The sequence below is a fragment of the Bacillus sp. FSL M8-0350 genome (assembly GCF_038593345.1).
In the GTDB taxonomy this organism is placed as follows: Bacteria; Bacillota; Bacilli; order Bacillales; family Bacillaceae; genus Bacillus; species Bacillus safensis.
The window spans coordinates 3,021,128-3,042,663 of sequence record NZ_CP151985.1; the positions used below are offsets into that span (position 1 = coordinate 3,021,128).

Below are 21,536 nucleotides of genomic sequence, written 5' to 3' on the forward strand. Positions count from 1 at the left end.
TCTAGGAAGAACGAGCACTGGCGCGGAGCGAATTGAACATTCGTGAGCACCAGCGCGCAGGACTGACAACGAATGCGAGGGTTTGTCTACACGCTGCGAACGTGCAGATTCACAGCACGTTCTTTACTTGATTAACAGGATAATGCTGCACGACAACACCTTCTACTGGCACCGTCAGCAAATCGACTTCGCAATGCGGGAAGTTTTGGGCAAGCTGTTCTTTCAGCGCTTCTCCCTTCCCTTTTTCCACTAAGGTGAGGATCGTCGGACCAGCACCGCTCAAAGCCGTACCATACGCTCCTTTTAGAGAAGCGACATGCTCTACCTTCGACAGCTCTGGAACGAGCATTGTGCGGTAAGGCTGATGAAATAAATCCTTATTCATCATTTCTCCAACAAGCGGCCAGTTTTGCGTCATTAAGGCGGCCACAAGGACGTTGCTCACAGCACTCGCACTGACGGCATGCTTATAGGAGAAATCCTCTGGCAGGACATCGCGGGCATCCTTTGTCAGCACTTCATAAAAAGGAATCACCACGACGACATCTACATCCACATGCTGCACTTTCACGGCATGTGTTTTGTCTTCTTCATGGAGTCCAATTAGTAAACCACCAAATAAAGAAGCACCCGCATTATCTGGATGACCTTCTACCTCACTTGCATAAAAGAGCTTCTGATCATCTGTCATATTTAATTCAAGAAGCTGATTGGCGAGTTCAATGGCGGCCACGATGGCAGCAGCACTGCTGCCAAGCCCCCGTGCCAATGGAATGTCACTCCACACTTTGACATGAACAGGCGGGAGTGTTTTTCCAAAGTCATCTGCGACCTTTTTGGCTGTTTGATAAATCAGGTTGTCGGTGCCTGATGGAATCCCAGACACGACATCTGTTTCTGCTTCAAACAGCCAGCTATCATGGTCATAGACCGATAGCTTTAAATAGCGGCTGAGCGCCATTCCAACTGAATCAAAGCCTGGTCCTAAATTGGCAGTGCTTCCCGGTACTGTGATTGAAAAAAGCATGGAGGCTTCACTCATACGCGTGCGGCCTTTTCTAGGTGTTCAAGAATTTGATCTTCATCTGCATCGAGTGTGACCGGCTTGATTTGTGAAATATCGATAGCCGTATTTGGATCTTTCAGTCCGTTGCCTGTTAGTACCGCAACAACTTTACTGCCTGGCTTGATTTCTCCAGATTTCACCTGCTTTAGAACGCCCGCAATCGACGCACATGAGCCCGGCTCTGCAAACACACCTTCTTCACGTGCAATCAATTGATATGCATGAAGAATTTCTTCATCAGTCACTTCATCAATCTTTCCGTTTGATTCATCTGCGGCTGCCACAGCTTGTTTCCAGCTCGCTGGATTTCCGATACGGATAGCCGTTGCCACTGTTTCTGGCTGCTCAATCACTTCATTTCGAACGATTGCCGCTGCACCTTCTGCTTCAAAACCGCGCATGACAGGCAGTCCTGTTCCCTTTTTCTCATGATATTCCTTGAAGCCTTTCCAGTAGGCCGTGATGTTCCCGGCATTTCCAACAGGAATCGCCAGTACGTCTGGGGCAGAGCCTAGCTGCTCACAGATTTCAAATGCCGCTGTCTTTTGTCCTTCAATTCTATAAGGGTTGACCGAGTTCACAAGGGCAATCGGCGCTTTTTCACAGATGCTGCGGACGATTTTCAGTGCATCATCAAAGTTGCCGTCAATGGCAATGATTTCTGCTCCGTACATGACGGCCTGTGCAAGCTTACCGAAGGCAATTTTCCCGTCTGGAATGATGACAATACATTTCATATCAGCACGGGCTGCATAAGCCGCTGCTGCTGCAGAGGTATTCCCTGTTGAGGCGCACATGATCGTATCATTGCCTTCTTCTTTCGCCTTTGCAACGGCCATGACCATTCCTCGATCCTTGAAAGAGCCTGTTGGATTGACGCCTTCTGTTTTCACATGAAGCTCAATCCCCAGCTTTTCTGAAAGCTTGGCGAGGTGGACCAGCGGTGTATTCCCTTCATTTAATGTTAGTTTAGGTGTAGATTCGTTTACTGGTAAGAATTCTTGAAATTCTTCAATGAGTCCATTCCATTTCATCGGCTTAAACCGTTCCCTTCTACTCGGTACGTGCTCTTCACTTGAACCACCACGTCGAGGTCGTTTAATTTTTGCAGGATATTTGAGAAATCTTCTTCTGAGGTCTGATGTGTAATAATCACAATTTCAGCCAGCTCATCATGTCCTTTCACAGGAAGCTGAAGGATCTTTTCAAAGCTGATGCCTCTTTCAGAAAAAATAGATGTAATGCGGGAGAATGCCCCGACTTGATCTCTAACATGAATTCTTAAAAATTGCTGAGCAAATATTTCTGATGAGGATTTGATCTTCTTCTCAAACTGCGGTGCGATAAATCCGCTTCCGTTCACGCCAAGGCGCATGTTTTTCATTACTGCGACTAAGTCTGATACAACAGCTGTTGCCGTTGGCAGACTTCCTGCTCCAGGTCCGTAAAACATCGTTTCTCCTACAGCACTTCCGTAGACATACACCGCATTGAATTCATTGTTGACAGATGATAATGGATGATGATCAGGAAGTAAGGTTGGCTGAACGCTGACCTCTACTTTCTCTCCGTCCCGCTGAGCAATTCCGATCAGCTTCATTGTATAGCCAAACCGCTTACTGAAATTAATATCCTCATCAGAGATATCAGAAATACCTTTCACCTTGACATCCTCTAAATCTACATTCATGGAAAAGCCGAGCCTTGCAAGAATCGCCATTTTCCTTGCTGCATCCAGTCCTTCTACATCAGCTGTCGGATCTGCTTCTGCAAAGCCTAGATCCTGTGCTTCTTTTAAGACATCCTCATATGCGCTTTTATCGACATTCATTTTCGTTAAAATAAAATTCGTTGTACCGTTCACAATCCCCATCATCTTCGTGATTCGGTCAGAGGCCAGCCCTTCCTCCAGCGTACGCAGAATCGGAATTCCTCCGGCGACACTTGCTTCATAATAAAGATCACAGCCATTTTCTTTCGCTACATGTAAAAGCTCCGTACCGTAAAGCGCCATTAAATCTTTATTGGCTGTAATGACATGCTTCTTCTCATTCAACGCATCTATTAAATATTGTTTTGTCTCTTCAATGCCGCCCATCACTTCAATGATGACGTCGACCTCTGGATCTCTAATCACATCGTATACTTCAGTTGTGAAGACCTCTCTTGCGACATCCACATCTCTTTTTTTATCGGGATTGCTCACAAGCACTTTTTGTATTAATACCGGACAGCCGATTTGGTGCATTAATTTATCCTGATGGTCTTGGATAATTTTTACGACACCGCTTCCCACTGTTCCTAATCCTAATAGCCCAACTCGAATTGCCTTCACCTGAAATTCCACCTTTCTCCGTAAATGTCCTCTCTAAAAAGACATTTGTTAACCTTACACAGACATTCAATGTACACACATTATAAAGGGGTATCCTCATTTTGACAAGGTAATAAAATAAGAGATTGTCAGAATGAAACCGCTTAACAGCTATTTATATCAAGATTCTATATTTTCAAAATATTTTTGTTAGAAAAGCTCCCGAACACCGGGAAGCCTTATATTATAAACGAACCGGCGTTTTGGCTGGCTCGTCTTGTAAGACAAGCGCAATATTTTCAGCACATAAACGCATCATTGTTTTTCTTGTTTCGACGCTAGCACTTCCAATATGAGGAAGGACTGTGACGTTACGTAATGTCGTTAACGGATGAGACGGGCTGACAGGTTCCTGTCTAAATACATCCAGACCAGCGCCGGCAATTTTTCCTGTTGTGACAGCCTCGTATAAAGCATCCTCATCCACAGTCTGTCCTCTTGATACGTTAATGAAATAAGCAGAGTTCTTCATCAGATCAAATGCTTTTTCATTAAACATGTCTTTCGTTTCCGGGGTTAACGGCGTCAGACAGACGATGAAATCAGACTGCTTGAGCAGTTCCTCAAAAGCCGCATAGGTCACGCCAAGCTGCGCTTCTGCTTCGGGTTTTCTTGAACGATTATGATAAAGGACATTCATATTAAAGCCTTTGGCCCGCTTGGCAAGTGCTGTTCCAATGCTGCCCATTCCGACAATCCCGAGTGTTTTGTGATGAACATCAGCACCGGCAAGAAGAAGCGGCCCCCAGCCTGTCCAGTTTCCATCCTTAATCCAATCACTCGCTTCGACAATGCGTCTAGCTGACGCCATCAGAAGAGCAAAGGCTAAATCCGCCGTCGATTCTGTTAAGACGTCTGGTGTATGACATACGGTGATTCCGTGCTTTTTGGCTGCTTCAAGATCAATATTGTCATAGCCAACAGCAAGGTTTGCAACCACCTTGATATTCGGAGCCTTTGATAAAAGCGTCTCATCTATTTGATCTGACAGCATGGTGAGAAGCGCCTCCGCTTTAGCAGCTTGTGTTTCTAACTCTTCTCTTGGACACGGCTCATCCTCGCTTGGCCACATCTCAACATGAGCGACTTCTTTTAATGGTGTAAGTGATGCTTCATCCAGCTTTCTTGTGATATAGACGTAAGGTTTCGTCAAGAAGAACACTCCTTTAATCGATTTCTTTAAGCATAACGAAAAACGTCTCAAGAGAAAAGAGACGTTTCGTCTGTTCACTGAAACTTCAAATCAGCTGCAGGCTGAATCCAGCCAACAGCCGGAATGGGGCTCCCGCCGCTTCGCATGGCACTCATTTCTTGAAAGACCTTTAGAAAGTATTCATAGCGATTGGCGTCATTTAAGACGTAATCTAACCGTTCTTCATAATATGACTTTTCATTTTCTCCCGACATATAGTAGCCTTCCACAATTTCAAAGTAATGAAGCGGGAACAGCAGGCGGCTGTATAACAAACGCTTTGAAAAGGAGGAAAGAGGTGTCACCTCCTCATATTGCTGAAGAAAGGAAAAGCCTTCTTCAATTAAATCTTCCTTATGCTGTACAAAGGTCTCTCTTAAGTATTCGGCAATATCACGGGTTGGATGATCAAAGACCCAATCCACAGGTAAACGCAGCGGCTGCTCATGCGGCCATGTCATACGTGAAAAGCGCTGATGACAGACAGTGCCTGAGTCACCTTCTTTCGGTTCATCATCAAGCTCAGTATCGACTAAATATTGAATGGCATTTTCCGTTAATCCAAGATAATACGGAAACGATTCAATGAATTTTTGTTCAAACCGTTCCAGCGGTTTTTGATGCATTTGCTGCATCCAAAAGCCTTCGAGCTGATCTAATCGTTTTGCCCATAATTCCTTCCAGGCACCGACACGTTTTGTTTCGGATACTTCATATGGAAAGCCTCTTCCCCTGACATGAAAGGCTGCCAGTTCTGACGCTTGCTGAAACGAGCGGCTTGAGAGCGGAGGCGCTGCTTTTAATAAAGCATACTGCTCCTTCCCATGAGTAAAGGTGGGTTTCTCTTCATTTGTTAATTCAAACACAGCGACGTATGGGTCTCCAGCATTCAGTAAATACTGACTGATATGATACAACTCCGAGAGTTCTTCTTCTCGCAAATGAGACACAGGAACAATGAGGAAGAGAGCCTCCGCCGTTTGAAAGCTCTGATAACTGCCATATGGCGTAAATTGACGAACATCAATACCAAATGTGTGATAAATGGTTTCTTTCATGTTTTCACCTGCGTTCCTATGATCAATCTCTTATCATATCGTAGTCGCAGGTTGAGGGATTTATGAATACTATTTACTATCCGAAGCTTTTTACACGTTGTGGACAAATTACGAGGATTGGGTGAGGAATACATGCCGCATCATCATGAGATGAACGAAGTAGAAAAAACAGCAAGACGCCGTTTACAAGAACGAGGCGTAACCATTCAAGATATAGCAGACCTTGTCTACTTTTTACAGGAAAAATATCATCCTGGCTTAGACATGACAGAGTGCATCCACAATGTGGAGCGTGTCATCGCAAAACGTGAAGTCCAAAATGCGATATTAACGGGCGTTGAACTAGACGTACTCGCCGAACAAAAAAAGCTGACTGAGCCGCTTCAATCAATACTTGAAACGGACGAAAGCTTGTATGGCGTTGATGAAATTTTATCCTTTGCTATCGTCAATATTTATGGTTCAATCGGCTTTACAAATTACGGATATATCGATAAAGAAAAACCAGGTATTCTGGGGAAACTCAACGATAAATCCACAGGCGAATGCCACACCTTTTTAGATGACATTGTTGGCGCTATTGCTGCTGCCGCATCAAGCAGGTTGGCACATAGTGCAAGAAATGCGGAATAAAGAAAAAGAGGACGCGCACATAACGCTGTCCTCTTTTTTTATGATAATCGCTCAATCCACTCGGATAATGAATCAATGACATAGGTTGGCTGCTTTTCATACTTCTGAAGCAGCTCTTTTGTTGTCACACCTGTATGGACGAGTAATGTGTCCATTCCTGCATTCATTCCTGCCATAATATCCGTATCATAGTTATCACCCACCATGAGCGTCTCAGATACATCTGTCCCAAGTACACGCATCGCTTGTTCCATAATAATGGATTCCGGCTTTCCGATAAATGTTGGCTGAACCGTTGTCGTCACGGTCAGTACGGATGTTAACGAGCCGTTCCCTGGCAAAAGCCCTCTTTCTGTTGGAATAGCTATATCTCCATTTGTTGAGACAAATTGTGCGCCTTGACGAATGGCAATCGCACCTACTGCTAATTTTTCATATGTAATGCCTCGATCAATTCCAACAACAACGAAATCTGCGTCTTCCTGACCAAACGTCAGCCCCTTTTCTTCAATGGCCTGCTTGATTCCTTCTTCACCGATCACGTAAACTGACGCATCTTTCTTTTGTTCAGCAATATAATTGGCCGTCGCCATACTTGTTGTAAACACTTGTTCTTCTGTTGCTGGAATATCAAATGAAACGAGTTTTTCCGCTACCTGCTTTGGCGTACGTGATGAGTTATTCGTGACAAACAAGTAAGGGATGTTCAACTCATTTAACTTTTGAACAAATTGACCTGCTTCCTCGATCTTTTCTGTTCCTTTATACATGGTACCGTCTAAATCAATTAAATAGCCTTTGTATTTCATGATGCTCACAACTCCAATGGTTTATTTAAACGCTGATACTGGGCCAAGCTCCTGTTCCAAGTAGGTACGGATGCGGCTTGGAAAGACCTCTAGCGCCTGCTCTACTTCGCTGATCACCTGCAATAAGTCATGATGAACCACTTCCTGATATTGCTGCACAAGTGTTTTGCGGGATGAGACAAGCTTTTTCAGCTGACTTCCTTCCACTTCTGGTACAACCTTTTCATCAACAAGTATATCCATGATGTCATCATAGCTTCCTGGGTCACGCATAATAAAGCCATCAATCATGTCATTTCCTGTATCAAGAATACATTCGACGAGCAAATGAACAATTCGTTCCAGCGCTTTTTTCTCAAGAGGACTTGTCCATGTTTGATGACTCTGCATCAATCCATATTGCTCCTCGAAAAAACGTAATGTCTCTTCAATCTTTTTTCTGTCTACGAAATACATTATGACGCTCCCCTTTGCGTTATTTTCTGATTCGCTTTAAGACAAAATAGGCACAGCCAAAATTACAGTATTCATAAATGTATTCATCGAGTGTGCTGATTTTAGTATCAAATGTGGCCTTTTGGTTTTGGTCATCAAAGAACCCTTTCAGCCTGAGCTGATTATAGCCCCAGTCCCCCACAATATAATCATACTTATTTAAAATATCTGAGTACCTTGCTTTAAACGCTTCTTCATTAAAGCCGTCTTTGATATCTCTTACAAGATCAAAGGTAGCATTCTGAACGACGATCATCTTCTCACCTCTTTTTAAACGATCCATCTTTAATGATAATTCATTGGAAGAACTCCATCAATTGCTAAAGCATGTTTTTTCCGATTTAGACGAAGCTAAAGGAAAAAGGAGGTCACATTTATGAAGAAACAACTGACAGCCGCGATTCTCCTCAGCATGCTTTTAGGCGGGTGCGGCTTTCAATCAGGTATGAACCGGCAAGTGGATGAAGATTCTTCAAGTAAAACCATCCGTCTGTCGGATCGTCATGAAGGAAATAATTCCAACATGCCAGAAGCAGATACAAACAGAGCAGGATATGTTCGTTATCAGCGCCAGCAAGTAACGGATCAAAAAGAAAGAACCCCTGCTTTAAATCGTGAGCATCTTGCCCACGTGATTACAAGTTTAACGGTGCAGCTGCCAAACATCAAAGATGCAGCCACACTTGTGACAGATGAGGATGCACTCATCGTGTATCGAACAGGAAACAAAAACCGTGATGAATCTGCCGATCAAGTAAAGAAAACGGCGGTTTCTGTTCTCCCTCGTTATTATCATGTATACGTCTCTGATAATCCAGAGCACTTTCAATCCATTGCCAATTTTTCACGTCTTCAAACCAATTCACGTGATTTTGACCAAATTTTAACCAAAACGATTCAGCAAATGAAGTATTCCCCTCAAGGCGGGAACATATCGAATCAAGAAGATGCAAATGGGATGACGAATTCCGACCGTACGATGAGAAGAAACGCCCCTTACGGCCAAAATTAATACGAGAAAAAACGCCAGAGAGCTCTGGCGTTTTCTTTGTTATGCTTGCGCCTGACGTTTTTTAGACGCTTCGTTTACTTGTTCATCTGCATGGTAGGAAGAGCGCACAAGCGGCCCAGCTTCACAGTGGCTAAAACCTTTTGACATCGCAATTTCCTTCAGCTCTGCAAACTCATCCGGATGGTAGTATTTTTGAACTTTCAAATGCTTTTTCGAAGGCTGTAAATACTGGCCAATCGCCATAATATCCACATTATTGGCAAGAAGATCATCCATGACTTCAATGATTTCTTCCTTCGTTTCACCAAGTCCAATCATAATGCTTGATTTTGTTGGAATGTCTGGCTGCATTTCTTTTGCACGACGCAAGAATTCTAATGAACGATCATATGTAGCACGCGCACGAACTCTTGGCGTTAATCTGCGAACTGTTTCAATGTTATGATTTAAAATGTCAGGACGAGTGTCCATTAACGTCTTCAAGTTATCATAATTACCGCCCATATCTGAAGGGAGAACTTCAATGGTCGTGAATGGGCTTTTTCTTCTAATCGCACGAACGGTTTCAGCGAACACACCTGCTCCGCCATCCTTTTGATCATCCCTTGCAACCGCTGTTATGACAGCGTGCTTTAAATTCATTAAGGCTACTGAATCTGCCACGCGTTCTGGCTCTTGCAGGTCAAGCTCAGTCGGAAGTCCAGTTTTCACCGCACAGAAACGGCATGCGCGCGTACAAACAGATCCAAGGATCATAAATGTAGCGGTTCTTCTCACTGCCCAGCATTCATGAATATTCGGACATTTTGCTTCCTCACAAACGGTATGCAGGTTGTTTTCCCGCATCATTTTCTTTAAACCGGTATAGTTTTCATTCGTATTCAGCTTAATTTTAAGCCAGTCCGGTTTTCTTACGTGCTCTTCCTTCTTTGCCAATTCCATCATCTCCATATGAATTCGTTAAAGGTGCATCTACAAAAATCTTCCTGCTATATACGATGGATGCAGCCAAGAAGCTGCAAAAAATTGAATCTTCGGCCTAAAGCCTTTTCTTTAGACACTTTAACATAGTACAGATTGAACAACAAGGGAATGAGCTGCAAAAATACCCAAAAGCCTCCTAAAAAAACAGAAGAAAATTACTAACATTTTCTTCTTATGAAATAGAGTGATCTAACCACACTAAACGGTAGAAGACAATGCTCGATGAAAGGAGATGGACGTTTGTGAAAGTGGTTTTAGCCATCATGATTGCTCTTTCAATGCTCCCTTTACCTGTTCATGCAAAAGGGACGGGCAAGCAGCCAGATGAATTGAAGCAAAGAATGGCCCTATATGAAAAAGTCTCCATCACAACACAGGTTCCATGGTATGTACTTGCTGCAGTTGATCAGTATGAACACAATATTCGAAAAAGCAGAAGAGATTTACCGAAACAAAAAGGCGTCATTGGCATCTACATTCCCCGGGAAATGTGGATTGGACCAGAAAACCCGAATAAACAGGATACCTCTCCTTTAAGCATTAAAGTGTTTGATGGAATTGGTCTTGATGGAAATGGGGATGGCAAAGCAAGCAGCGATGACGATGAGGATGTATTGTTCACGTTTGCTCAATACTTGCTTCACTACGGCAGCAGCATTGATCAATTAAAAATTGGCTTATGGGACTATTATGGACGTGATCAAACCGTTGGAATCATTTCATCTTTTATGAAGCTATATAAGCACTACGGCCATCTTGATCTTGGAAAGCATGCTTTTCCTCTTCCAGTTGGAGCTGACTACAGCTACCGAAGTACATGGGGAGATGCGAGAGGATTTGGAGGCAGAAGAATTCATGAGGGAACCGATTTATTTGCCCATTATGGACTTCCCGTTCGTGCGACATCGTATGGCGTGATTGAAATGAAAGGCTGGAACCGTTTTGGCGGCTGGCGGATAGGTATTCGAGATATTCATAATCATTATCATTACTTCGCTCACTTAAATGGCTTTGCGAAAGGACTCAAGACAGGTCAAATTGTTGAACCTGGCCAGGTGATTGGGTCTGTCGGAAGCTCCGGTTACGGTCCTCCAGGCACCGCAGGAAAGTTTCCGCCGCATCTTCACTATGGCATGTACAAAGATAACGGCAGAACCGAATGGTCATTTGATCCATATCCTCATTTGAGGGCGTGGGAAAGAGCTGAACGGAAACGAAAGTAAATAACAGCCCAATCATTGTTGGGCTGTTATTCCTTTTTCTCCTTTTTCTCTGGGAGAACAATTGATGGAGCACCTGAGTTTGTTCCGCTGCCATTATAATAATCTGGTACGTCTCCTTGAACGGCTTGTATGGAGACAGGAACAGAGTTTTTAACTACGATTGTTTCAGAAGCAAATGGGATAATGACTCTTACCTTGACCTCGATCAGAACACTAATATCAATCAAGGCATTGTTGATGCCATAAGGCTTAATGTTTTTTTCAACGTCCGTATGCGGATCACCAATCACACTAAAGCGCACAGGCACTTTTGGTCCGAGGTTGGCGATGAGTGCATTTCCGGATGCTTGCCCAAGCGGAATGTTATATATAATGCCGTCATGTCCATCTGTTTGATCCTTTAATGCTTCTTTTGCCTCTTTTTGAAAGTTCCCCTTTTCAATGTCCTCTAAATTTTTTTGAAGATGACGCGAGAGGTCAGCCATTGCTTTCGATGTTGCTTGCGCATTAAAATCGATGGTCGTCACTTTTCCGTTCTCACTTGTATTCATGACCACCATATCCTTCATATTCTCCTGATCATCTGCAAAGTCTTGCACTGAATATTGTATGAGGTGATTGGCGATGCGCTCTGTTTCTAGTTCAGCAATGTGAATAAGGGTAGGTTTAATGGATCGGTTGATAAAAAATAAACTAATTACGGTTGAGAGCACAAAGAATAAGATCGCAAGCAGCATGACGTAACGAAATGGCAAAGGGCCCTTCTTGTAGGGGCGATAACGGCGGTTCATTCTCAATAAAAAATCCCCCCTTCTCCATTACATGTGTATGCAGACAGGCGGGGGGATAGGAATCATCTCTCTATTTTATTTCACCATTTTTAATAATGCATCTCTTCCAATTGTTCCAGCTGAGATGCCCAGCGCTTCTGCGGCGTATGTCACAGATTCTAAAGGAGCATCGAGCAATTGCTCAATGGTTCTTACACCAACTGCTCTTCCTGCAATAATTCCTCTATCTGCAAGCTTTTCATTCAAGAGCCCGACATCCAGTGCACCGCACATAATATACCCATGTTCATTTGATACTGCCATAAAATTTGTCTTCGGCAGCTTGACGGTGACCGCTGTAAAGGAATGGCCATCAATTGTAATAGGTGTTAAATTCACCAAATCCCTTCACTCCTCTCATCACAATCTATGTGAAAAGAGGGCGCGTGTTGTTAGGCTGAAGCGGATTTCAAGTGGCTTCCTTCAAGCGCCATGTCAGAACATCACGTAAAAATTCAGGCATGAAATATTCAATGTGTTCGTGATCACGGATATGAGGAAAAAGAGAGCCTAATGTATACATATCGACTGTGCCAACTGTATAGGAGGCGTCTTTTTTGATCAATTGACCATGTACAAAGACATCCTTCACCCGTTTGGCATCGCCTTCTTCTAACGTATAGCTGAGTCCGCTATATAGCATTTTCCCCATTAGCTCACCTCTAAATCCGAAGCCTTTGATGCGCAGCTGTTCCATTTTTTCTTCACAGCCCCGTCGAACTGTTTCGATAAGCTGTTGACCGGTAAGCGTCACCCGAATGGGATTAATGGGATGCGGACATATCCGGTGGATTTCTTCTCTTGTGACGATCCCTGCCTCTAATGAATCAAGCACCATTCCTGCATTCATCATGCCAATATCTGCTCCGCACCAATCTTTAATGGCATCTGTTAAGAGCTGCGGAAGCGGAGATTCGTCGAACCATTTCGTTTCTAGCTTCGACTCAATCGTTGTCACTTTTTCCTGCATGAGTGCTTTCGCTCTTCTTTCTGCTTGCTGTAAGGTTGTGATGGCTTCATTTGATTCACTGATGAGCTGATCTACTGACTGTACTGTCGCTTTTTTCTCTATCAGCTCTTTGCGCGCTGTATCGATCGTCAGCTCAACACAGCCAATATAATGCCCATACTTTTCAGCGCATGCAAGCAGCACACCATTGTCCATTTCACCTTGTTCTAACAGATGATGCGTGTGTGAGCCTAGGATGATGTCGATGTCAGGGAAATCACGGGCGACCTCTCGATCATGGATGATACCAAGATGGGATAAAAGCACAATGACATCTGCCTGTCCCTTCACTTCCTGCAGCATGTCCCGTATGCTGTCAAACGGATCAGTAATGTTCCAGCCCAGCTTTTCATATACAGGTGTATACGCAATGGTCACGCCTAAGAGACATATCTTCAGTCCGTTTTCCATTGTGATCATATGATAGGGCTTTGCCCATGATGGCCTTTTGCCTTTCTCAAATAAATTAGACAGGACCACTGGAAATTGTGCATTCTCATATAAGTGATCCAGCTGATCATGGGGCAGCGTAATGCCTTCATTATTCCCGATCGTGACTCCATCATAGCCAAGCTGATTGAGGAGCTTGACGTTTACCTTTCCATAATCCGCTTCGGATACGAGGTTCACTCGATCCATATGGTCGCCAATATCAAACAAGAGCATCTGATCGTGAACTTGACGCTTTTCTTCAATATAAGCTGCAATTTTTGGCCAGTTCTCAAAGTGGCTGTGCAAGTCGTTTGTATGATATAACCATAGCTTCTGCAGCATGTTGATCTCTCCCTCAAGTTGTCACTGACCGTCTCATTCAGGTTGAAAGCTTCAGTCAGCTCTCGGTTAACTAAATAAATCTAACTGCTTCGGAGACAGGTTTGAATAGGTGATATCCAGCAAATCAATCATCTGCTGGCCATTCGCCGCTGCATCTCCGCCAGAGTTATTGTTAAACACGACATAGACATCTTTCGATTGCTGATGCAGGATGTCGAGATTCTTTTTCCACTCTTTTAATTCAGCTTCATTATATAAATATAAGTATCTTACTTCACGCCAATTCTCATGGTCTGTCGGGTGAAGCCAGCCCTGTTTATTCCTCCCGTGAAATCGGACCAAGGTTTTATCACGGTGTGTAGCTTGTATGACTGGCGGAATGGAGCCTTCTCCGACTTGCGGTTCATCACAGACGGAATGAATCCATCCTTCCTTTTCCATAAAGGACAAAGTCTGCTCATAAAATTCATCTGAAAACCATGTACGGTTTCGGAATTCGAGAGCACATGGAATGTCCCCCATCTTCTCCTTACACCATCTTAAATAGTGGACGTGCTCTTTTTTGCAATCAAACCATGGGGGAAATTGAAAGAGCACCATGGCTAGTTTTCCTTCAAGAATAAGGGGAGTCAGCGAAAGAATAAATGCATCAAACATTTCTTCCTTTGAAGCAAACGGAATCTCGCCCCTTTGATGTCCAGTCATTCCTTGGTATGCTTTCACAACAAATTGAAAGTCATCTGGCGTATCCTTTATCCACTTTTCATGATTACGCTCAGGCTGAACCGCATAAAAGCTGGCATCCAGTTCCACAATCGGAAACGTTGACGCGTAGTGAAACAGCTTTTGCGCGCTGCCGATTCTCGGCGGATAAAGACTGTCATGATCTCCCCAGCCAGTTAATCCGATATAAATCATGTTTCTCACCTCTTGCCACTCTCATGTATAGACGGCTTCCTCATTCGAAGCCTTTGTTTCTTGTGATACCCATATTTTCTGAAAGAAATTCTTCTGTCTACAACATATCATATTTGCTCGTAATTCTGAATGAAGATGACTGGCGGCACGTGATTTTGTCCTGACGCTCTGTTTGTTTGTTATATTAATTGACAACTTTCTATCTAAAATGATTTTAGCTGATAACATAAAATGCATATCAGAGATGCTGACAGTGATTGTCCATTTTTTTATTCATCTTCACCAATAAAGGAGACCCAGTGGATATGAACATAGACGATAACCAGTTTGAAATTTTACAAAAAATGGCCAAAAAGATTCACAAGCCCATCTATTTGTTTAACCAGCATGGACGTATTCTCTATACCTCGCACCCCATGATCACAAGCTCAGAATGGATGCACATTCTCCCCTTTTTTCAAAGCAGGACAACTCATTCTTTTTCAATGATACATGCAAAACAAACCTTTTCCATCTTTCCAATTGATCTAAACGAACAAACATGTGATTATCTGGTCATCCTTGCTTTCATTTACCCGCAGAATAAAACTTTGCATGGGATCATTGCAAAAGCAGTAAACGAAATGTCGATTGCACGTATGAGACAATATGCCGCCCTGCAAACGGCCAAGCGTGCTAGAAATGAGGGCTTTCGCAAATGGATAGAGAGGGCATCGTCTTCCCAGCAAGATCCCTTACATTTCGCTCAGGCATTTGGATTAAACGCCGAATGCCGCTATCTATGTATGATCTGTCAGCTTGACGAGCGCAGTGATACCACATGTTTTATGAAGCAGCAAATGGTTTTGGATCAAGTGGCTGATCTGCTCGAAAGTGCACTTCCAAGCTGCCCATTTCCTGCCTTTCTGTTTTTAAAAGGTGATATGGGTGTTGTATTGATGGAGGAGACTGGCAGTTGGCCGGAGGTTAGCGACAGGCTCAGCTCTTTTTTAAAACAGTTGCAGATGCTTGTTAAACTGCAAGTGAATCATACTATTTCTTTTGGGGTGAGCTTGACGGGCTGCCACATCTCCCATCTGTCTGAAGGCTACAATGAAGCATTAGAGGCTCTTCAAACCGGACATCTCTCATCGCGGACTGAATATATTCAATTTTATCAAGCGAAGGATGTGCCAGATTTACTAAGGCTCATTCCAAGAAAGGATATGATCACGTTTCACCAGCTGCACCTTCACCCGTTATCTGAACCATCACAAGTCGATCAAAGCCTTCTTCACACCTTATCTGTTTATTTAGAAACCCATTGCCACATTTCAGAAACAGCCAAACGCTTGTCCATTCATCGCAACACGGTCATTTATCGCCTCGAGAAGTGTGAAGAATTGCTTCGAATCAGCTTAAAAGATTCTGACGCAACATTGCGGCTGCGCTTAGCTTTCCGTATTCAAATGTTTCTCTCATCCCATCCTGATTGAATTTTTTCTTCTGAAGCTTCATATAGTTTGGAGGAGAAAAATGAGACTCAAGGAGGGATGACAAATGGATGATGAGCTCCGTCACATCCCGCAGCCCATTCGAAAGGATGGCGCGGGTGCCACCGACTTAGGCCCGCGCGATGTCCTTCGAGATATAGAGAACCCAGATATGCTCGTTCCCCCTAAAACCGATGCCGGAACCATCCCAAATTTAAAATTTTCATTTTCTGATACACATATGCATTTGAATCACGGCGGCTGGTCGAGGGAAATTACAAAGCGGGAGCTGCCTGTTTCAACAACGATTGCAGGTGTCAACATGCGGCTCACACGTGGAGGTGTTCGTGAGCTTCATTGGCATAAGCAGGCGGAATGGGCGTATATGATTTTAGGCAAAGCCCGCATCACATCTGTAGATGCAGAAGGGCGAAATATGATGGCTGATCTAGAAGAAGGCGATTTGTGGTATTTTCCACCTGGTATCCCGCACTCTATTCAAGGACTTGAGGATGGTTGTGAGTTCCTTCTTGTATTTGATGATGGCGATTTTTCTGAATTTGATACATTCACGATCACAGACTGGTTTGCCCATACACCGAAAGAGATTCTCTCCGCCAATTTTGGTGTTCCTAGGAAATTGTTTGACCATATTCCGAATAAGCAGCGCTATATGTTTCAAGGCTCGCCGCCATCATCCTTAGAAAGCCAAATGGTATCTGATCCATACGGGAGCATTAAGCCGCCATTTACGCACCAGCTCCTTCGTCAAAACCCGATAACAACCTCTGGCGGAACCGTCCGAATTGTCGATTCACGGAATTTCCCAATTTCAAAAACGATTGCGGCTGCACTTGTTGAAGTAAAACCTGGCGGCATGAGAGAAATGCACTGGCACCCTAATAATGATGAGTGGCAATACTATTTAACAGGTACAGCTAAAATGACGGTCTTTGGAGCAGGAGGTACTGCCCGCACCTTTAATTACAGAGCAGGTGATGTTGGATATGTTCCTTTTGGCATGGGGCATTACATCCAAAATATCGGCCAAACGAGCCTTTGGTTTTTAGAGATTTTTAAAAGTGACCGGTTTGCAGATATTTCGTTGAATCAGTGGATGGCCTTAACCCCGCCTCAATTAGTGAAAGAGCATTTACACGTAGATGAAGCGATGATTCGTGCGCTTCATAAAGAAAAGTCACCTGTCGTGAAATATGAGAGATGATGCCCATCATAAAAAACCGATCAATTCGTCCTGATCGGTTTTTTTATCAGCAAATTTTAAGAAGCTGCCGAAGCATGCTGCACTTTTTTCCCCCACACGATGGATGCAGCGAAGCTTACGCAAAGCACCAGTGTTCCAAACATAAAAGGAAACTCAATATTCACATCAAATAATATACCCGCAAGACTCGGTCCGACGATATTGGCAAGGCTCATAAAGGATGTATTGAGACCGCCTGCTACCCCTTGCTGATTGCCTGCCATCTTGGACAGCAATGTATTGAGGGCTGGTCGGACAAATGACGTAGCCGATAAAAATAAAATCGAACCCGTAAAAATCAACCAAAAGGACGGCGCCAAACGGCAGGCGATCAGCATGAAAGCCGCACCTAACAGCGCATAACGGACGACTCTCATCTCTCCAAATCGTTTCACACAGGCATTCACTAACGCCCCTTGAACAAGCACCCCGGCAAGACCCGCAACCGTAATCACAAACGCAATATCCTTCGGTGAAAAGCCGTGTTTTTGGTCTACATATAAGCCGAAAATCGATTCAAAATGAATGATTCCGAAATTGAGGACAAAGGCCAATATAAACAAAAAGCCGTAAGATGTCCTTAGAGCCTCGATCATTTGTACAAAAGGATTGAAATGAATATCCTTGTTGAGCCGCGCCTCTTCCTGTTTTTCCTTTGTTAATGTTTCAGGTAAGAAGAGGATGGATAACAAAGTAGAAAGAGCAGCAAAGGAACCGGCAATCAGAAATGGAAATGCGATCCCGTACTCAACCAAATAGCCGCCTACGCCCGGCCCAATGACAAAACCTAGTGTCATCGCTGCACTGAATAGACCCATTCCTTTCCCTCGGTCCTTTTCACTTGTGATATCAGCGATGTATGCAAACATGGCCGGCATAAGCAAAGCTCCGGCAGCACCGCCTAAAAATCGAGACACGAACAGCATCCAAAGCTGATCAGCAAAAGCAAAAATAAACTGAGCAATCGTAAAACCCGCAATCCCGGCAATGATCAATTTTCTTCGTCCAAATCGATCGGTCAGTGCGCCGGCAATCGGCGATAACGCAAATTGTGTAAGACCTGTTGCAGCGACAAGAAAACCAAGTGTTTTTCCTGTTGCACCAAAGGCTTCGATATAACTCGGCATAACAGGTACAATGAGGCCAAAGCCAAGCATGGCAATAAAAATATTGAGCATCAAAATGTATAATCTTCCCATCTTCTTCATACAAAAAACCTCTTTCTTCAAATAAATGAAAATGATGACAAAAATGATAAGAACTTCTCCAGTATAGCGATAACCTCATCTATAAGTCTAGTTTTTCAAAAATTAGTGTTCTTTTCCAAATAAAAAATACCCGCCAATGGCGAGTATGTTGGAGCTCGTTATTCAGCTTGTTCATAGATAGAAAGAGCCGCCTGAAGCCCTGCTCCGCAATGGATAGCCGCACCGTGTTTGATGAGAATCGCTTCCAGCCCTGCTAACACAAACAGCACATTTTCCTTTCGGCAGCTGTAGCCCATTGTCCCAATTCTCCATATACGGCCGGCAAGCGGTCCAAAGGAGCTTGCAATCTCAATCCCAAAATGATGGAGCAGATCGGCACGGACCGCTTCTCCGTCAATACCACTTGGAATGACAATACAGGTTACAACCGGCATTTTACAATCTGGATCACCAAACAATTCAAGCCCCATTGCTTCAAGACCTTTCATCAAGGCTTTCTCATGATACGTGTGCCTTTGAAAACGTTCAGACAGCCCTTCTTCCAGCACAAGACGAACCCCTTCTCGCAGTGCATAGAGCATCGTTGTCGCTTCTGTATGATGATTTAATCGTCTTGGGCTCCAATAATCCTGAAGCTGGCTTAAATCAAAATAATTGCTTTTGATTGGAGAAATGTCGATTTGTTTTTGTAATTCATCCTGTGTCGCAATGCCTTTTTCTACTTTCTTTCTCGATTCAATGACAGCTGCGACTCGGTCATTATACGTAATAGGTGACATGCCTGATGGAACAGATAAACATTTCTGCGTGCCGCCAATCGCCGCATCAATTTTCCATTCATCCACTTTTACCTCGACACCGCCAATGGTCGCCACAGCGTCTACAATGAACAGCACATCAAGAGCCCGGCATGCTTCACCGATTTGCTTGAGCGGCTGTAATCGTCCGGTGGATGTTTCACCATGAACCATGGCAACGATTTTAGGCTTGACCCGCTTTATTTCTTTGATGATGTCGTCAGGGTCAAAAACCGTCCCCCATTCACATTCCATTGTATGTACCTCAGCTCCGTAGCGCTGCCCTATTTCAATGAGCAGGTGACCGAAGCGGCCAAAGACAGGCACAAGCATTGAATCTCCCGGCTCAATCACACTGGCGAGCACAGCTTCAAGCCCTGAACGTGACGTACCGTCAATTGGATAAGCCCATCTGTTTTCTGTTTGAAAAAGTGATCGCAATAAAGTCATTGTTTCATTCATAATGTGTGTAAATGCCGGATCAAATTGACCGAGAATTGGCGTGCTCATCACACGGAGCACTCTCGGATCTACTTCAACGGGTCCCGGTGTCATAATCGTTCTTGAAGGTGTTTGCAGTTCTTTCACGTGATCCATCCTCTCCCTTGCTGTCCATCCTTATAAGCCCACTTATACAGGAATACGCCTAAAATAGCAATCTCTTTTCCTATGAACTTATTACATAAAATTTACGAGAAATCCATTTATTTCTTCATGGCAATATGATAGAAATAAAGAGAATACATTCCCTATCAAGGAGGAAATCGAATGAAAAGAACTTTATTTGGAACTGTGGCCGCCGGAATCATGATATTCGGCACATTCGCCGCCCCGTTGCCTCCAGCTGCAAATGCTCAAGGTTTCAATCTGAGTGAATCTAGTCAAACGATCACCTTTTCCCCGTTACAGCTTCAAAACGAAACATCTGCACAACAAACGCAAACTGCCGCCACAAGTCAAATCGATTCCTATTACCAATCTGCTGCTGGCAAATCAGGGCCCGCTCTTAAGAAGGCTTTACACGATATCATCGATGATCATACGCAGCTATCCTACAGCCAGGTGTGGGATGCCTTAAAGAAAACAGATGAAGACCCCAATAACCCAAACAATGTGCTGCTGCTTTATAGTGGTGTCTCCCGTTCAAAGCAGTCGAATGGCGGAAATGTGGGCCAGTGGAACCGGGAGCATGTCTGGGCCAAGTCTCACGGAAATTTCGGGACAAGCCAAGGGCCTGGGACAGATCTCCACCACCTTCGTGCGGCAGATGTGCAAACGAACAGCACACGCGGAAATTTAGATTTTGACATGGGTGGTAATGAATACAAAGGAGCGCCGGGCAATTTCTACGACAGCGACTCATTCGAACCTCACAGCAAGGTCAAAGGAGATGTTGCGAGAATGCTCTTTTATATGGCGGTTCGCTACGAAGGAGATGACCGCTTTCCAGATTTAGAATTGAACGACAAAGTAAATAATGGAAGCTCTCCTCTTCACGGCAAAATGTCTGTACTTCTCAAATGGCACAAGCAGGACCCAGTCGATCAAATCGAACGGAACCGCAATGAGATCATATATCAAACGTATCAGCACAATCGCAACCCTTTTATTGATCACCCTGAATGGGCAAGTGAGATTTGGGAATAAAAAAAGGGCACTGCTACGAGCAAGCAGTGCCTTTCTTTTTTTCAAGCGGACAAACAAGACAATAATCGAGACTCTCCGATTTTTTCTCTAGCTTATAATACATACAGCAGGTCTTCCGGTTGGATGTTTCAAGTAAACTGGCGTCTAGGTTTAGGCTGTGCTGAAATGGATTTTGCTGAGCTCCAAAAACATCTCCAGCCGCCTGCTTCAGATACAGATAATCCTCCCGCACGCGCTGCTTCACCGCAGGCTCTTCCGCTTCCCGCATCATGCTTCGATAAAGAGAGTTGATTCGAACCGCTACATTTTCCCATAAAATACGATAAGAGAGTTTTGATGTGCGGTTCAGCACGTCTAAAAGAGGCGTGACACACTCCGTAAACAGCGCACGCAAGACCTTCTCTCTCCACTCATGCCTGTCGTCTCCTTCTAGTGGAACAAACGAACACGCCGCCTCTTCCATTTCAATTTTTCGATCCTCTCTAAATGCACATGCTGCTGGTGGAAACTGATAGACACCGTCATACAGCGTCATTAAGTATAAAGAGGAACTGACAGCTAAGTAGGCGTAGCGCTTTGAAAACATAGAGGCTGCTACCGCAAGATTCGGTGCATGCATCGCTTCCTTTTCAGCTTCTAATAAACGTATGACGGCTGCTTCTGAAAAAAGCGCAGCAAGTGTGCGATCAGATGTCATAGGTCCATTTGTGATGTGTACGCCAAAATCAAGTAATTCTCTCTCAACCCACTCTGGCCTCATATCAAAACCCC

Annotated in this window: 22 protein-coding genes; 6 read left to right on the top strand and 16 right to left on the bottom strand. The window is 44.0% G+C overall.

The window, feature by feature from the left end:
- Positions 1-109: 109 nt before the first annotated feature.
- The 5 genes from thrB to yutH form a co-directional block, all read right to left on the bottom strand.
- Positions 110-1,042 (bottom strand): homoserine kinase, encoded by a 933-nt coding sequence (thrB, locus tag NSS80_RS15915; RefSeq protein ID WP_039181185.1) that lies wholly within the window; start codon positions 1,040-1,042, stop codon positions 110-112.
- Entirely contained in the window at positions 1,039-2,100 is a 1,062-nt protein-coding gene (gene thrC, locus NSS80_RS15920) for a threonine synthase (RefSeq protein ID WP_034282619.1), read from the bottom strand. The genes thrB and thrC overlap by 4 nt, the downstream gene beginning before the upstream one ends.
- Complete coding sequence (locus NSS80_RS15925) at positions 2,097-3,401, bottom strand: homoserine dehydrogenase (protein ID WP_041115785.1); 1,305 nt, start codon at positions 3,399-3,401, stop codon at positions 2,097-2,099. The genes thrC and NSS80_RS15925 overlap by 4 nt, the downstream gene beginning before the upstream one ends.
- Positions 3,402-3,624: 223 nt before the next feature.
- Positions 3,625-4,593, bottom strand: coding sequence for a D-glycerate dehydrogenase (locus NSS80_RS15930; protein WP_342498342.1), 969 nt, complete (start codon positions 4,591-4,593; stop codon positions 3,625-3,627).
- Positions 4,594-4,667: 74 nt separating this feature from the next.
- Positions 4,668-5,690, bottom strand: a complete 1,023-nt coding sequence (yutH, locus tag NSS80_RS15935) for a spore coat putative kinase YutH (protein WP_081124794.1) — start codon at positions 5,688-5,690, stop codon at positions 4,668-4,670.
- A 132-nt stretch (positions 5,691-5,822) separates the two neighbouring features.
- Here yutH and NSS80_RS15940 point away from each other — a divergent pair, with 132 nt between their 5' ends.
- Positions 5,823-6,323, top strand: coding sequence for a phosphatidylglycerophosphatase A (locus NSS80_RS15940; protein WP_025094161.1), 501 nt, complete (start codon positions 5,823-5,825; stop codon positions 6,321-6,323).
- A gap of 38 nt (positions 6,324-6,361) precedes the next feature.
- On the opposite strand, the gene NSS80_RS15945 is transcribed toward NSS80_RS15940, so the two are convergent.
- The 3 genes from NSS80_RS15945 to NSS80_RS15955 are packed head-to-tail and all read right to left on the bottom strand — an operon-like array spanning position 6,362 to position 7,883.
- Complete coding sequence (locus tag NSS80_RS15945) at positions 6,362-7,135, bottom strand: TIGR01457 family HAD-type hydrolase (protein ID WP_087978090.1); 774 nt, start codon at positions 7,133-7,135, stop codon at positions 6,362-6,364.
- A gap of 18 nt (positions 7,136-7,153) precedes the next feature.
- Positions 7,154-7,588 carry a DUF86 domain-containing protein gene (locus NSS80_RS15950; protein WP_034282630.1) on the bottom strand — a complete coding sequence of 145 codons (435 nt, stop codon included), beginning with the start codon at positions 7,586-7,588 and terminating at the stop codon, positions 7,154-7,156.
- A 19-nt stretch (positions 7,589-7,607) separates the two neighbouring features.
- On the bottom strand, positions 7,608-7,883 hold the full coding sequence (locus NSS80_RS15955; RefSeq protein ID WP_024423368.1) for a YutD family protein: 276 nt from the start codon (positions 7,881-7,883) through the stop codon (positions 7,608-7,610).
- A gap of 120 nt (positions 7,884-8,003) precedes the next feature.
- On the opposite strand from NSS80_RS15955, the gene NSS80_RS15960 reads away from it, so the two are divergent.
- Positions 8,004-8,639: a YhcN/YlaJ family sporulation lipoprotein gene (locus NSS80_RS15960; RefSeq protein WP_024425978.1), complete on the top strand. Its 636-nt coding sequence runs from the start codon at positions 8,004-8,006 to the stop codon at positions 8,637-8,639.
- A gap of 39 nt (positions 8,640-8,678) precedes the next feature.
- On the opposite strand, the gene lipA is transcribed toward NSS80_RS15960, so the two are convergent.
- Complete coding sequence (gene lipA, locus NSS80_RS15965; protein WP_008360456.1) at positions 8,679-9,575, bottom strand: lipoyl synthase; 897 nt, start codon at positions 9,573-9,575, stop codon at positions 8,679-8,681.
- A 326-nt stretch (positions 9,576-9,901) separates the two neighbouring features.
- On the opposite strand from lipA, the gene NSS80_RS15970 reads away from it, so the two are divergent.
- The gene (locus tag NSS80_RS15970) at positions 9,902-10,846 is read left to right on the top strand and encodes a M23 family metallopeptidase (RefSeq protein ID WP_229137106.1); all 945 of its coding nucleotides are present in this window, start codon (positions 9,902-9,904) and stop codon (positions 10,844-10,846) included.
- Between the two features lie 26 nt (positions 10,847-10,872).
- Here the strand turns inward: NSS80_RS15970 and yunB are convergent, their stop codons facing one another.
- From yunB to NSS80_RS15990, 4 genes are all read right to left on the bottom strand, one after another.
- Positions 10,873-11,643: a sporulation protein YunB gene (gene yunB, locus NSS80_RS15975; RefSeq protein ID WP_080701219.1), complete on the bottom strand. Its 771-nt coding sequence runs from the start codon at positions 11,641-11,643 to the stop codon at positions 10,873-10,875.
- A 69-nt stretch (positions 11,644-11,712) separates the two neighbouring features.
- Positions 11,713-12,018, bottom strand: a complete 306-nt coding sequence (locus NSS80_RS15980; protein ID WP_034282637.1) for a DUF1805 domain-containing protein — start codon at positions 12,016-12,018, stop codon at positions 11,713-11,715.
- A gap of 67 nt (positions 12,019-12,085) precedes the next feature.
- Complete coding sequence (locus tag NSS80_RS15985; RefSeq protein ID WP_065215209.1) at positions 12,086-13,459, bottom strand: bifunctional UDP-sugar hydrolase/5'-nucleotidase; 1,374 nt, start codon at positions 13,457-13,459, stop codon at positions 12,086-12,088.
- A gap of 66 nt (positions 13,460-13,525) precedes the next feature.
- Positions 13,526-14,377, bottom strand: coding sequence for a DUF72 domain-containing protein (locus NSS80_RS15990; protein ID WP_342498343.1), 852 nt, complete (start codon positions 14,375-14,377; stop codon positions 13,526-13,528).
- Between the two features lie 305 nt (positions 14,378-14,682).
- Between NSS80_RS15990 and NSS80_RS15995 the strand changes: the two genes are divergently transcribed.
- On the top strand, positions 14,683-15,852 hold the full coding sequence (locus NSS80_RS15995) for a helix-turn-helix domain-containing protein (protein ID WP_342498344.1): 1,170 nt from the start codon (positions 14,683-14,685) through the stop codon (positions 15,850-15,852).
- A gap of 64 nt (positions 15,853-15,916) precedes the next feature.
- The gene (locus NSS80_RS16000; RefSeq protein ID WP_326483747.1) at positions 15,917-17,074 is read left to right on the top strand and encodes an oxalate decarboxylase family bicupin; all 1,158 of its coding nucleotides are present in this window, start codon (positions 15,917-15,919) and stop codon (positions 17,072-17,074) included.
- A gap of 56 nt (positions 17,075-17,130) precedes the next feature.
- On the opposite strand, the gene NSS80_RS16005 is transcribed toward NSS80_RS16000, so the two are convergent.
- Both NSS80_RS16005 and NSS80_RS16010 read right to left on the bottom strand, forming a co-directional pair.
- Positions 17,131-18,321 carry a tetracycline resistance MFS efflux pump gene (locus NSS80_RS16005; protein WP_044331231.1) on the bottom strand — a complete coding sequence of 397 codons (1,191 nt, stop codon included), beginning with the start codon at positions 18,319-18,321 and terminating at the stop codon, positions 17,131-17,133.
- Positions 18,322-18,479: 158 nt separating this feature from the next.
- Positions 18,480-19,715: an alanine--glyoxylate aminotransferase family protein gene (locus tag NSS80_RS16010; RefSeq protein WP_224426602.1), complete on the bottom strand. Its 1,236-nt coding sequence runs from the start codon at positions 19,713-19,715 to the stop codon at positions 18,480-18,482.
- Positions 19,716-19,886: 171 nt separating this feature from the next.
- On the opposite strand from NSS80_RS16010, the gene NSS80_RS16015 reads away from it, so the two are divergent.
- Positions 19,887-20,765 (top strand): endonuclease, encoded by an 879-nt coding sequence (locus NSS80_RS16015; RefSeq protein ID WP_317221851.1) that lies wholly within the window; start codon positions 19,887-19,889, stop codon positions 20,763-20,765.
- A 13-nt stretch (positions 20,766-20,778) separates the two neighbouring features.
- Here the strand turns inward: NSS80_RS16015 and NSS80_RS16020 are convergent, their stop codons facing one another.
- Positions 20,779-21,525, bottom strand: a complete 747-nt coding sequence (locus NSS80_RS16020) for an IucA/IucC family C-terminal-domain containing protein (protein ID WP_317221850.1) — start codon at positions 21,523-21,525, stop codon at positions 20,779-20,781.
- Positions 21,526-21,536 lie beyond the last annotated feature (11 nt).